The sequence below is a fragment of the Pseudomonas sp. IPO3778 genome (genome assembly GCF_013386825.1).
Lineage (GTDB): Bacteria > Pseudomonadota > Gammaproteobacteria > Pseudomonadales > Pseudomonadaceae > Aquipseudomonas.
On record NZ_JACARC010000013.1, the window covers coordinates 23,220 to 35,816 of the forward strand.

Sequence of the window (12,597 nt, forward strand, 5' to 3'; positions counted from 1 at the left end):
CTTTTTTACACCTGCCGAACCCTTAGTCCGTGGTGATCCGCGAATGCTTGCGGGTGTCCTTCATGGTCACGTACACCAGCAGCGACACGGCGATACACGCGGTGACGTACCAGTAGTAGCCGGTCTCCATGCCAATGCTCTTGAACCACAGCGCGATGTATTCGGCGGTGCCGCCGAAGATCGACACGGTCAGTGCGTAGGGCAAGCCCACGCCCAGGGCGCGGATTTCAGTGGGGAACAGCTCAGCCTTCACTACGGCGTTGATCGAGGTGTAGCCGCTGACGATGATCAGCGCTGCCATGATCAGGAAGAACGCACCCCACCAGGTCTGGATGGTGTGCAGGGTGGTGAGGATCGGCACGGTGAACAGCGTGCCGAGGACGCCGAAGGCGATCAGGATCGGCCGACGGCCAACCTTGTCCGACAAACCGCCGATGATGGGTTGCAGGCACATGAACAGGAACAGCGTAGCCGCCGAAATGGTGGTGGAGTCGGAGATGCTCATGCCGACCGTGTTCACCAGGTATTTCTGCATGTAGGTGGTGTAGGTGTAGAACGCCAGGGTGCCGCCCATGGTCAGGCCGACCACGGTCATCAGTTCCTTGGGGTGGCGCATCAAGGTGCGCATGGCGCTTTCCTTGGCCTTTTCTTTCTTGGTGAACGACTCGGTTTCTTCCATGCCGCGACGCAGGTACAGGGCCACTACCGCGCACAGGGCGCCGATAGCGAACGGGATACGCCAGCCCCAGTCGTACAGTTGTTCGGTGGTCAGCAATTGTTGCAGCACGATCAGTACGGCCAGGGCGATGAGCTGGCCAGAGATCAGGGTCACGTACTGGAAGCTGGAGTAGAAGCCCCGACGTTCCTTGGTCGCCATCTCGCTGAGGTAGGTGGCGGAGGTGCCGTATTCGCCACCGACCGACAGGCCTTGCAGCAAACGGGCAAAGACCAGCAGGATCGGCGCACCGATACCAATGGCTTCATAGCCCGGGCTCAGGGCAATCAGCAGCGAGCCGAAGCACATCAGGTATACGGAAGCCATCAAGGCTTTTTTGCGACCGACCTTGTCGGCGTACAGGCCCATCAACCAGCCACCGATCGGGCGCATCAGGAAGCCCACGGCGAAGATCGCGGCGGTGTTCAAGAGTTGGGCGGTGGTGTCGCCTTTCGGGAAAAAGGTCTTGGCGAAGTACAGCGAGAAGGCCGCGTAGACGTACCAGTCGTACCACTCGACCATGTTGCCGACGGATCCGCTGAAGATCGACTTGATCCGGTTGGAGGTGGTGCGTTCTTTTGCCGGCGCAGCCGCCGACCCCAGAGGCAGGGAGTTGGAGTTATCCATTTAAGGATCCTTCATCTAATTGTTTTTGTGGAGCGCGCACTAGCGCAGCCTGGTCGGGGCTATAGCAGGAGCTGTGCCAGACAGGTGAAGGCCCGGTCTAGAAGGGTTTGCAGAATTTTTTGAGCGGAAAGTCGCTGATGATTGGAGGGTGATGAGCGGAAATCCGCTTATGGCTGCGGGCCTCATCGCAGGCAAGCCAGCTCCCACCTTTTGATTTGTGAATACATTCAAAGGTGGGAGCTGGCTTGCCTGCGATGGCGCCCTACCAGGCGATACAAGAACCGGTTTAGAGGAACGTGTCCCGCGCCAGGCCATGGCGCTGCATTTTTTCATTGAAGGTACGCCGGGGCAGTTGCAGCTCGGCCAGCACCGCCTTGATATCGCCTTTGTGCCGGGTCAGCGCCGCTTTCAGGCAATGGGCTTCAAACGCTTCCTGCTGCGCCGCCAGCGATTGCCCGGCTTCGATGCCTTCCGGCTCAGGTTCACCCAGCCCCAGTACCTGGCGTTCGGCGACATTGGCCAGTTCCCGCACATTGCCCGGCCAGTCATGGCTGAGCAGGCGGCCCAATGCCGGCCCACTCAAGGGTGCAACGCTGCGGCCCAGGCGTTCGGCGGCGCTTTGCGCGAAGTGCTCGAACAGCAGCGGAATGTCTTCCCGGCGCTCACGCAGCGGCGGCAGGCGCAGTTGCGCGACGGTCAGGCGGTAGGCCAAATCTTCGCGAAAACGCCCGGCGCGGGCTTCGTCCAGCAGGTCGGGTTTGGTGGCGGCGATGATCCGCAAGTCCACCTTGATGCTTTGATTGGAGCCGAGCCGCTCCAGTTTTTGCTCCTGCAACACCCGCAGCAATTTCACCTGTTGGGCCAAGGGCATGCTTTCAATTTCATCGAGAAACAGCGTGCCGCCGTCGGCGTATTCCAGCTTGCCGATGCGCTTGCCCTGGGCACCGGTAAACGCACCACTTTCATGGCCGAACAGCTCGGCTTCAAACAGCTGCTCGGGAATCGCTGCGCAGTTGAGCGCCACAAATGGTTTCTTCGCACGGGGGCCGAAATCATGCAGGCAACGGGCGACCAGTTCCTTGCCGCTGCCGGTTTCGCCGCGAATCAGCACGTTGACCGGCAGGCCTGCCAAATCCAGCACTTGCCGGCGCAGGTTCTGCAAACCCCGGGATACCCCCAACAGGCTCGACTCCAGTTGGGCCCGGTGATCAGCCTGTTGGTGCAGGCGGCGGTTTTCCAGCACCAGCCCACGCTTGTCCAGCGCCCGGCGCAGGCTGCTGAGCAGGGCTTCGGGGCTGAAGGGTTTTTCGAGGAAGTCGTAGGCGCCATCGCGCATGGCTTCGACGGCCATCGGCACATCGCCGTGGCCGGTGAGCAAAATCACCGGCAGGTCGGCGTCGCGCCGCTGCACTTCGGCCAGCAACTCCAGGCCCGTGAGGCCGGGCATGCGCACGTCGCTCAGGATCACCCCGGGAAAGTCCCGGGGCAATTGCGCCAGGCATTCCTCGGCGCGGCTGAACAATTGCACCTCAAAGCCGGACAGGCTCAGCCATTGCTCGACGGCCGTGCGGATGCTGGCTTCGTCATCGACCACAATCACCGCATTCAACATAGTTCTGGCGTCTCCAGGGCGATGGGCAAGGTCAGGGTAAAGATCGCCCCGTCACCTTGATTGCCGGCGCTCAAGCGGCCGCCGAGTTCGTGGACGATAGCGTACGACACGGCCAGCCCCAGGCCGAGTCCGTCGCCCACGGGTTTGGTGGTGAAGAATGGGTCGAATACGTTGTTGAGGTGTTCTTCGGCGATCCCGCCACCGCTGTCGCTGACGGTCAGGCTCCACAGCTGCTGATCGGCGTGCAGGCGGATTTCCAGGCGTTTGCGGGGTTTGTCGGCCATGGCGTCGAGGGCGTTGCGCAGCAGGTTGATCAGCACCTGTTCGAGGCGAATCGCGTCACCGCGTACCCACGCCGGGCGGGTCAGGTCCAGCACGGCGCCGATGGCTTCGTCCCGCAGGCGGGCATCGAGCAAGTGCAGGGACTGATCCACCACCGAGGCCAGGTCCAGGCGTTCGCGCAGGCCGCTGGGGCTTTTGCGGGCGAAGGTCTTGAGGTGGCCGGTGAGGGCGGCCATGCGGGTGAGCATGTCGTCCAGTGGGGCCAGGGCCTGGTAGGCGTCGTCCACCCGGCCGTGGTCCAGCAGCAGGCGCAGCGTCGCCAGCTGCATGCGCTGGGCCGTCAGTGGTTGGTTGATTTCGTGGGCGAGGGCGGCAGACATCTGCCCCAATGCCGCCAGCTTGGCGGATTGCACCAAGCCATCCTGGGCGGTGCGCAGGGCGCGGGTGCGTTCTTCCACCAGTTGTTCCAGTTCTTCACGGCTGCGCTGGCGCAGGCGGGCCAGGCGCCAGCGCTGGGTCAGGAACAGCACCAGGAACACCAGCGCCAGCCACGAACCGGCCGCAGCGAGGCCGGCGTTGCGTTGGTCCTCAAAGGCAAACTGTGGCTTGCGTAGCAGATGCAGGGTCCAGCCCTCGGCCTTCAGCGGCAGGGATTCCCAAATGTAATTGGCCTTGCCGTCGGGGCCGTCGACGCGCATCAGGTGGCTGTTGTCGTCAAAGCGTTGCACCGCTTCGGCGTCCAGTGGCAGCAGCTGTTTCTTGTCGTATTGGCGAGTGGCCTTGAGTTCGGCGTGGTCGCTGTCTGACAACGGGCGCAGCGCGCGGTAGCGCCAGCCCGGTTGGTTGGCGATAAACACAATGCCCCGGGCATCGCTGACCAGCAGCAGGTCGTTCCCTTGAGCCCACTCGCGCTCCAGTTCGGGGAATTCCAGCTTGACCACCATGGCACCCAGGAACTGTTCGTTCTCGCCCACCACCGCGCTGGAGAGGAAATAGCCCGGAATCCCGGTGGTCACCCCCACCGCATAGAAACGCCCGGTGCCCTGGCTCAGGGTCTGGCTGAAGTAGGGGCGAAACGCGTAGTTGTGCCCGACGTAACTGCTGGGCAGGTTCCAGTTGCTGGCGGCCACGGCCAGGCCGTTGCGGTCCATCAGTTCCAGGGTGGAAGACTGGGCGGCGCCGTTGATGCGCTCCAGTTTGCGGTTGAGCAAATCCTGGGTGGCCGGGTTCAGCGGGCCTTTCAAGGCGCTGATCATTTCCGAGTCCAGGGCCAGCACGGCGGGCAGGGCGCGGTAGCGTTCGATCAGGGTGTGCAGGGAGTTGCCATAAAGCATGAGCTGCTGATTGGCGCGGGCGGCGTCATCCACCAGGGCCAGGCGTTCGGCGTGGCGGGTGGCCAAGGCGGCAGCCAGCATCGCACCGGCAATGATCAGCAGGGAGTAGAAGGTCAAACGCAACGGGCGGGGAATCGCGATCATACGAAGATGAACAGTGCAATTGGGGGCGAGCACCATAGCATGAGGCGCATGGCTGTTGTGGCGAGGGAGCTTGCTCCCGCTGGGGCGCGTAGCGGCCCCAAAAAAATGGGAGTGCTGGGCACTCCAGCGGGAGCAAGCTCCCTCGCCACATTGAGAGGTGTCCAGCACAAAAAAGGCGACCTTATAGGTCGCCTTTATCCTTGCGGGGAAATGCTTACTGCACTTCTACCGCCAGGCTTTCACTGATCTTTTTCTGCCAGATGGCAGGACCGGTGATGTGTACCGATTCGCCCTTGCTATCAACGGCAACGGTGACCGGCATGTCTTTCACGTCGAACTCGTAGATCGCTTCCATGCCCAGCTCGGCGAATGCCACCACGCGGGACTTCTTGATGGCCTGGGCCACCAGGTAAGCCGCGCCGCCCACTGCCATCAGGTAAACCGCCTTGTGGTCCTTGATCGCTTCGATCGCGGTCGGGCCGCGCTCGGATTTGCCGATCATGCCCAACAGGCCGGTTTGCTCGAGAATCTGGCGAGTGAACTTGTCCATCCGCGTGGCGGTGGTTGGACCCGCAGGCCCCACCACTTCTTCGCGCACCGGATCAACCGGGCCCACGTAGTAGATGAAGCGACCCTTGAGGTCCACCGGCAGGGTTTCACCCTTGTTCAGCATCTCGACCATGCGCTTGTGCGCGGCGTCGCGACCGGTGAGCATCTTGCCGTTGAGCAACACGGTTTCGCCCGGCTTCCAGCTCTGCACGTCTTCCGGGGTCAGGGTGTCGAGGTTGACGCGACGGGCCGACGGGCCGGCTTCCCAGACGATTTCCGGGTAGGCGTCCAACGGTGGCGCTTCCAGCGACGCCGGGCCCGAACCGTCGAGCACGAAGTGCGCGTGACGGGTGGCGGCGCAGTTGGGGATCATGCACACCGGCAGCGAGGCGGCGTGGGTCGGGTAGTCCATGATTTTTACGTCGAGCACGGTGGTCAGGCCACCCAGGCCCTGGGCGCCGATGCCCAGTTGGTTGACCTTCTCGAACAACTCCAGGCGCATCTCTTCGATACGGTTGGACGGGCCGCGCTTTTTCAGCTCGTGGATGTCGATGGATTCCATCAACACTTCCTTGGCCATCACCGCAGCTTTCTCGGCGGTGCCGCCGATGCCGATGCCGAGCATGCCCGGTGGGCACCAGCCGGCGCCCATGGTCGGAACGGTCTTCAGTACCCAGTCGACGATGGAGTCGGACGGGTTGAGCATGGCCATTTTCGACTTGTTCTCGGAACCACCGCCTTTGGCGGCCACGTCCACTTCCACGGTGTTACCCGGGACGATGGAGTAGTGGATCACCGCAGGGGTGTTGTCCTTGGTGTTCTTTCGCGCACCGGCCGGGTCGGCGAGGATCGAAGCCCGCAGGACGTTTTCCGGCAGGTTGTAGGCCTGGCGCACGCCTTGGTTGATCATGTCGTCGAGGCTCATGGTGGCGCCATCCCAGCGCACGTCCATGCCGACGCGTACGAATACGGTGACGATGCCGGTGTCCTGGCAGATCGGGCGGTGGCCGGTGGCACACATGCGCGAGTTGATCAGGATCTGTGCCATGGAGTCACGGGCCGCTGGCGACTCTTCGCGCAGGTAGGCTTCGTGCATCGCCTGGATGAAGTCAACGGGATGGTAGTAGGAAATGAATTGCAGGGCGTCGGCAACGCTCTGAATCAGGTCGTCTTGCTTGATCACGGTCATGAGTCGCGCTCCTCTATAAGGGAACATTCAATAAAGGTGGCTTCAGTGTTGCATCGGTCGGCTGAAACCACCTTTCCAAGGCACGCCAAAGTGGTGCAGGCGCGACGCTAAAAAGGCGCGGCAGTATAACCCGGCACGGTGGCCGATACACCCGACTATGGTCATGAATGCCAGGCCCGATTCACCGTAGGAGCGAGCTTGCTCGCGAAAAACGTGAATCTGATGGGTTTCGTCAGGCGCCCCGCGTTATCGTTAGCGACCTTCGCGAGCAAGCTCGCTCCTACAGTTGAAGAGTTTTATGCCTGAACTTCACGTCGGCGAACGCCACTGGTCGGTAGCCACCGGCAGCAACCTGCTGGATGCCCTGAACCAGGCGGGGGTGGCCGTGCCCTACAGCTGCCGTGCCGGTAGCTGCCATGCCTGTATGGTGCGTTGCCGGGGTGATATCCAGGACAACCAGCCGGATGCCCTGAGCCCGGCACAACGCCAGGACGGCTGGCGCCTGGCCTGCCAGTGCCGGGTCACGGCTGACGTGCAGGTCGAGACCTTTGACCCGCTGCGTGACGGGTTGCCGGCGACGGTGCTGAGCGTTGATTGGTTGAACCCGAGCGTCCTGCGCCTGCGGCTGCAACCCGAGCGCGGCTTGCGCTACCGGGCGGGGCAACATCTGGTGCTGTGGGCGGGCAGCGTTGCGCGCCCGTATTCCTTGGCCAGCTTGCCCCAGGAAGACCCGTTCCTCGAGTTTCATATCGATTGCCGGCTGCCGGGTGAATTCAGTGACGCCGCCCGTCAATTCAGGGCCGGTGACCGCCTGCGCCTGGGCGAACTGCGGGGCGGCGCGTTGCAGTACGACCCCGACTGGCAATCCCGGCCGCTCTGGCTGCTGGCCTCGGGCACCGGGCTTGGCCCGCTGTGGGGCGTGTTGCGCGAGGCCTTGCGCCAGGATCACCAGGGCGCCATCCGGGTCATTCACCTGGCCCATGACGCAGGCGGCCATTATCTGGCCGAGCCTTTGGCACAACTGGCTGCGGCGCACCCGAACGTGACGGTTGAGCGATGGACAGCGGCTGAGGCAACCGAGGCTTTGGCACAACTGCGGCTTGTTTCCCGGCAAACTCTGGCCTTACTCTGCGGGCACCCTGCCAGCGTCGAGGCCTTTTCCAAGCGCCTGTTCCTGGCCGGACTGCCGCGCAATCAACTGCTGGCTGATGTGTTCCTGCCCCGTGGTTGAGCGCTGAATTTTCCAGCCGCGAGATTTGCCATGACCCATGCCATCCTGCAGCAACGCGAACGCGGGTTGCTGATCCTGCAACTCAATCGCCCGGACAAGAAAAACGCCCTGACCCGCGCCATGTACAGCCAACTGGCCGAGGCGCTGGAGCAGGCGGATGCCGATACCGGCGTCAATGCCGTACTGATCCAGGGCAGCAGCGTGTGCTTCACCGCCGGTAATGATATTGGTGACTTCCTTGAACAGCCGCCGGCGGATCTCGACAGCCCGGTGTTTCACTTCATGCGCAGTTTGCTCAATTGCCGCAAGCCGGTGATTGCGGCAGTGGCGGGCGTGGCGGTGGGAATTGGTACGACGTTGCTGCTGCATTGTGACCTGGTGTATGTCAGCCGGGACGCGCGGTTGCGCATGCCGTTCGTCAACCTGGGGCTGTGCCCGGAGTTCGGTTCCAGCTTGATCCTGCCGCGTTTGTTGGGGCACGCCAAAGCGGCGGAGCTGTTGCTGCTGGGTGAAGGCTTTACCGGCGAGCAGGCTGCCGCTTGGGGCATTGCCACCGAGGCACTGGACAGCGGGGAATCAGCCTTGGCCAAGGCGCGGGAAGTCGCCGCGCGGTTTGAAACCCTGGCGCCGGGCGCGGTGCAGGTCAGCAAGCACTTGATGAAAAGCGTCGATCGCGAGCAGTTGCGCAGGGTGATCGAGGAGGAGGGCGCGCTGTTTACCCAGCGGTTGAAGTCGCCGGAGGCGATTGCGGCGTTGTCGGCTTTTATCACTCGGTGATGAATGAGCGTTGGCTGGTCGGACGTCTTCGCGAGCAAGCCCGCTCCCACATTTAACCGCGTACATCCTGAAAAAACGCAGTCGAATGTGGGAGCGGGCTTGCTCGCGAAGAGGCCAGTGAAGCCAGTACAAAAGCCCATCTGCAATACAAAAAGCCCCGCCATTCACATGGCGGGGCTTTTGTTTTTCAGCGTGTCACTCAGACCATTGGGTCGCCAACGTGCAGGATCTTCATGCCGTTGGTGCCGCCGATGGTGTGGTAGCTGTCGCCCTTGGTCAGGATGACCCAGTCGCCTTTCTCCACAACGCCGCGCTTGAGCAACTCGTCGATCGCGGCCTGGCTGACTTGCTCAGGCGGCAGCGATGCCGGGTCGAACGGTACGGTGTAGACACCACGGAACATGGCCGCGCGGGCCTGGGTTTCGCGGTGCGGGGAGAACGCGTAGATCGGGATCGAGGAACGGATGCGCGACATGATCAACGGCGTGTAGCCACTTTCGGTCAAGGCGATGATCGCTTTCACGCCCGGGAAGTGGTTGGCGGTGTACATGGCGGCCAGGGCGATGCTCTGGTCGCAGCTTTCGAAGACCTTGCCGATGCGGTGGCTGGAGGTCTTGCTGGTCGGGTGCTTTTCAGCGCCGACGCAGATGCGTGCCATGGCCTGTACGGCTTCCAGCGGGTATGGACCGGCAGCACTTTCGGCCGAGAGCATGACGGCGTCGGTGTAGTCGAGCACGGCGTTGGCCACGTCGGACACTTCGGCGCGGGTCGGCATCGGGTTCTGGATCATCGACTCCATCATCTGGGTCGCCACGATCACCGCTTTGTTGTGGCGACGTGCGTGCAGGATGATTTTCTTCTGGATACCGATCAGCTCGGCGTCGCCGATTTCCACGCCCAGGTCACCACGGGCAACCATCACGGCGTCGGATGCCTTGATCAGGCCGTCGAGGGTTTCGTCATCGGCCACGGCTTCGGCACGCTCGATCTTCGCCACCAGCCAGGCAGTACCGCCGGCTTCGTCGCGCAGTTTACGGGCGTATTCCATGTCGGCAGCGTCGCGCGGGAAGGATACCGCGAGGTAGTCCACTTCCATTTCGGCGGCGAGCTTGATGTCGGCCTTGTCTTTTTCAGTCAGGGCTGGCGCGGTAAGGCCACCGCCGCGACGGTTGATGCCTTTGTGATCCGACAGCGGGCCGCCGATGATCACGGTGCAGTTCAGTTCAGTAGGTGTCGCGGTGTCGACGCGCATGACCACGCGACCGTCGTCCAGCAGCAGTTCGTCGCCGACGCCGCAGTCTTTCACCAGGTCCGGGTAGTCGATACCCACGACTTGCTGGTTGCCATCGGTCAGGGGATGGCTGGTGGAGAAGGTGAACTTGTCACCGATCTTCAGCTCGATCCGCTTGTTGGCGAATTTGGCGATACGGATTTTCGGGCCTTGCAGGTCACCCAGCAATGCAACGAAGCGGCCATGCTTGGCGGCCAGGTCACGCACCAGTTTGGCGCGAGCTTTGTGCTCGTCCGGGGTGCCGTGGGAGAAGTTCAGACGGGCAACGTCCAGGCCAGCCAGAATCAGCTGTTCGAGGACTTCCGGCGAGTTACTGGCCGGGCCAAGGGTGGCGACGATTTTGGTACGACGGACGGACATGCACAGACTCCTGAGTTCAAGCGCTGAGGAAGGCTACTATGCTCTTTGGTTGTAGTCATTGTTCGTTTGCACTACTTATCGATGATTCGCTTGTTTTCACTCTGCATGAACAGATGAACAACCTTGAAGATTTTCGATGAAGGGTCGATACACTGCACAAGACAGGAGAACCCCCATGCGAATCGTGATCATTGCTGCCCTGGCCGTCAGTGTTGTCGGCTGCACCCGTTGGTCCATGGACCATCATTTGAACAATGCCTACCGCGCTTACGGCGTCGGCGATTGCCAGCGGGTCACCCTTGAGTTGTCCCAGGTCGACCGTGAAAGTCGTTCCCGGCGCTACGTGCAACCGGAAGTCTCGATGTTGCGCGGGCAGTGCCTGGAGCGCGAGAAACTGTTTGTCGATGCAGCGCAAACCTATCAATTCATCATCAGCCAGTACCCGGCGAGCGAGTACGCATTCCGCGCGCGTGCCCGTTTGGATACGTTGCAACAACTGGGGCATTACCCCGGCGCGAGCGCCCAGCCCCGCCCGGCGTCACTGTGAGGATATTTGTCATGGGATAGCTGGCTCGTTGCCAGTCTTGGGCTAATCTTTGAGTATCGGTTTGTATAGGTTTCTATTCAAACGGATTGCATGCCCGGATTTGGCAGCTGTAGGTGACAAGGCATTTGCTGTTGTCGCACCGATATCCGGGGAGAGCGGGCCTTTGCGGCCTGTTCCGAATCACTGGAGCGGCCACAACCCTGGCCATTGGATGGCGACCTCATCATGTTTACTCACCGACGGATCGAGCGGCATCAATTACCCTGCTTCCTTCAAGTATTCAATCGCCTCACGGACAAGCCCATTGGTTACCTGGGGAATGTTTCCGAGAAAGGGCTGATGTTGATCAGCCAATTGCCCATGATGATCGACGTGGATTTTGAGTTGCGCTTGAAGATCCCCGGGCCTGAGGGCGAGGTACAGGCCGTCGACCTCACGGCTACGTGCCTGTGGTGCCATGAAGATATCAACCCTCAGCATTATGATTCCGGGTTCAGCGTGTCCCAGGCGCCTGCCGAATATGGCGAGGTGATCAGCGCACTGTTGAATTATTTCAGCTTTGATCCCTTGCAGGCCTCTGCCTAGGGGCTGTGGGCCGGGGTTCATAACACACCGGCTTTTTTCCAGCTCAGGTAGCGGGTCACCAGGGCTGCTCCCAGTTCCGAGGGCAGGGCGTCCAGAACAGACAGGCCATGGGCGCCCAGGCGGTCACGGAGTTCGTCCCGTGTGTTGAGATAGTCGACAGTGCCGCAATAGGCCAGGGCTTCCGGCAGGGTTTGCACGGGGGCTTGGCGCAACTGGTCAAGGACCTCTTCCCGCAGGCTGGCGACCAGTACCCGATGCTGGCGGCTGATGCGTTTGACGGCGCCCAGCAGCTCTTCATCATCCTCATCCCGCAAATTGGTGATCACGATCACCAGTGAACGCCGTTTCTGCCGGGCCAGCAGCTGGCTGGCGGCCGCCTGGTAGTCGGCTGTGCGCCGGGACGTGTCCAGGTCATACACCGTGTTCAGCAGCAGATTGAGCTGCCCGCTGCCCTTGACCGGCGCCAGGTAGCGAGGCCGGTCGCAGGCAAAGGTGCAGAGCCCCACTGCATCGCCCTGGCGCAAGGCGACATAGCTGAGTAGCAGGCAGGCGTTGAGGGCGTGGTCGAAGTGTGAAAGCTGAGCGTCCTGGCTGCGCATGCGCCGGCCACAATCGAGCATGAACATGATTTGCTGATCACGCTCATCCTGATACTCCCGGGCAATGGGGGTACGTTGCCGGGCAGTGGCTTTCCAGTCGATCTGGCGCAGGCTGTCGCCCTCGCGAAATTCGCGCAGTTGATGAAACTCCAGGCCCAGCCCGCGTCGTTGCCGCTGGCGTACGCCGAGCTGGTTGAGCCAGTTGTCCACCGCCAGCAACTGAGCGCCATACAAGCGCGCGAAGTCCGGGTAGACGCGGGTGGCATCGCTGACGTCTATCAGGCGTCGTGCCGACCACAGCCCCAGTGGGCTGGGAAGGTGGATTTCACACCGGGTGAAACTGAAATGCCCGCGCCGTAGCGGTCGCAGCCGGTAGCCCAATTGGCTCTGTTCACCGGGTCGCAGTTCAATGGACTGGGGCAGGTTTTCCACCAACAAGCCGTCAGGCACATGGTCGAATAGCTGGACCACCAGCGGCTGGGGATACGTGTGTTCCAGCGTCACGCGCACCTCTCCCCAGCGACCCAGTGCCAGGCTGCCGGGCATTTGCCGCCGTACGCGTGGGGACGGCCGGCGGCGCAAGCGACTGGCGTCCAGCAGGGCCAGCAGCAACAGGGCCAGCAGCAAGCCCCAGGTCACCGAATGCAGGGTGTCTGGCACCTTGATCCGCAACGCCATCAGTGCGCCGAGCAAGGTGCTCAGGCCCAGTAGCACGCCGAGCCAGATCAATAGCAGGCGGGACGGTCTCATAGGCG

General features: G+C 62.1%; 10 protein-coding genes. 4 read left to right on the forward strand and 6 right to left on the reverse strand.

From position 1 onward, the window contains the following. Positions 1 to 22: 22 nt before the first annotated feature. The 4 genes from HX855_RS04510 to HX855_RS04525 form a co-directional block, all read right to left on the reverse strand. Positions 23 to 1,342, reverse strand: coding sequence for an MFS transporter (locus tag HX855_RS04510; RefSeq protein WP_177089370.1), 1,320 nt, complete (start codon positions 1,340 to 1,342; stop codon positions 23 to 25). A 286-nt stretch (positions 1,343 to 1,628) separates the two neighbouring features. After that, positions 1,629 to 2,954, reverse strand: a complete 1,326-nt coding sequence (locus HX855_RS04515; protein WP_177089369.1) for a sigma-54 dependent transcriptional regulator — start codon at positions 2,952 to 2,954, stop codon at positions 1,629 to 1,631. Next, positions 2,948 to 4,714: an ATP-binding protein gene (locus HX855_RS04520; RefSeq protein ID WP_177089368.1), complete on the reverse strand. Its 1,767-nt coding sequence runs from the start codon at positions 4,712 to 4,714 to the stop codon at positions 2,948 to 2,950. The genes HX855_RS04515 and HX855_RS04520 overlap by 7 nt, the downstream gene beginning before the upstream one ends. Before the next feature lie 214 nt (positions 4,715 to 4,928). Continuing rightward, a complete protein-coding gene (locus tag HX855_RS04525; protein WP_003214142.1) occupies positions 4,929 to 6,452 on the reverse strand; it encodes a fumarate hydratase in 1,524 nt (507 codons plus the stop codon). A 298-nt stretch (positions 6,453 to 6,750) separates the two neighbouring features. On the opposite strand from HX855_RS04525, the gene HX855_RS04530 reads away from it, so the two are divergent. Together HX855_RS04530 and HX855_RS04535 are read left to right on the forward strand one after the other, a co-directional pair. Then, positions 6,751 to 7,683, forward strand: a complete 933-nt coding sequence (locus tag HX855_RS04530) for an iron-sulfur-binding ferredoxin reductase (RefSeq protein WP_177089367.1) — start codon at positions 6,751 to 6,753, stop codon at positions 7,681 to 7,683. A 30-nt stretch (positions 7,684 to 7,713) separates the two neighbouring features. Continuing rightward, positions 7,714 to 8,460, forward strand: coding sequence for an enoyl-CoA hydratase-related protein (locus HX855_RS04535; protein ID WP_177089366.1), 747 nt, complete (start codon positions 7,714 to 7,716; stop codon positions 8,458 to 8,460). Positions 8,461 to 8,659: 199 nt separating this feature from the next. On the opposite strand, the gene pyk is transcribed toward HX855_RS04535, so the two are convergent. Beyond that, positions 8,660 to 10,111 carry a pyruvate kinase gene (gene pyk / locus HX855_RS04540; RefSeq protein WP_177089365.1) on the reverse strand — a complete coding sequence of 484 codons (1,452 nt, stop codon included), beginning with the start codon at positions 10,109 to 10,111 and terminating at the stop codon, positions 8,660 to 8,662. Between the two features lie 175 nt (positions 10,112 to 10,286). Between pyk and HX855_RS04545 the strand changes: the two genes are divergently transcribed. Next, on the forward strand, positions 10,287 to 10,658 hold the full coding sequence (locus HX855_RS04545) for a tol-pal system YbgF family protein (protein WP_177089364.1): 372 nt from the start codon (positions 10,287 to 10,289) through the stop codon (positions 10,656 to 10,658). A 225-nt stretch (positions 10,659 to 10,883) separates the two neighbouring features. Further along, a complete protein-coding gene (locus HX855_RS04550) occupies positions 10,884 to 11,243 on the forward strand; it encodes a PilZ domain-containing protein (protein WP_177089363.1) in 360 nt (119 codons plus the stop codon). A gap of 17 nt (positions 11,244 to 11,260) precedes the next feature. Here the strand turns inward: HX855_RS04550 and HX855_RS04555 are convergent, their stop codons facing one another. Then, a complete protein-coding gene (locus HX855_RS04555; protein WP_177089362.1) occupies positions 11,261 to 12,592 on the reverse strand; it encodes a DUF58 domain-containing protein in 1,332 nt (443 codons plus the stop codon). Positions 12,593 to 12,597 lie beyond the last annotated feature (5 nt).

Coding starts and splice junctions, on each gene's coding strand:
- HX855_RS04510 (WP_177089370.1), bottom strand. CDS start 1,342: ATGGATAACTCCAACTCCCTGCCTCTGGGGTCGGCGGCTGCGCCGGCA.
- HX855_RS04550 (WP_177089363.1), top strand. CDS start 10,884: ATGTTTACTCACCGACGGATCGAGCGGCATCAATTACCCTGCTTCCTT.
- HX855_RS04520 (WP_177089368.1), bottom strand. CDS start 4,714: ATGATCGCGATTCCCCGCCCGTTGCGTTTGACCTTCTACTCCCTGCTG.
- HX855_RS04535 (WP_177089366.1), top strand. CDS start 7,714: ATGACCCATGCCATCCTGCAGCAACGCGAACGCGGGTTGCTGATCCTG.
- HX855_RS04545 (WP_177089364.1), top strand. CDS start 10,287: ATGCGAATCGTGATCATTGCTGCCCTGGCCGTCAGTGTTGTCGGCTGC.
- HX855_RS04515 (WP_177089369.1), bottom strand. CDS start 2,954: ATGTTGAATGCGGTGATTGTGGTCGATGACGAAGCCAGCATCCGCACG.
- HX855_RS04525 (WP_003214142.1), bottom strand. CDS start 6,452: ATGACCGTGATCAAGCAAGACGACCTGATTCAGAGCGTTGCCGACGCC.
- HX855_RS04530 (WP_177089367.1), top strand. CDS start 6,751: ATGCCTGAACTTCACGTCGGCGAACGCCACTGGTCGGTAGCCACCGGC.
- HX855_RS04555 (WP_177089362.1), bottom strand. CDS start 12,592: ATGAGACCGTCCCGCCTGCTATTGATCTGGCTCGGCGTGCTACTGGGC.
- pyk (WP_177089365.1), bottom strand. CDS start 10,111: ATGTCCGTCCGTCGTACCAAAATCGTCGCCACCCTTGGCCCGGCCAGT.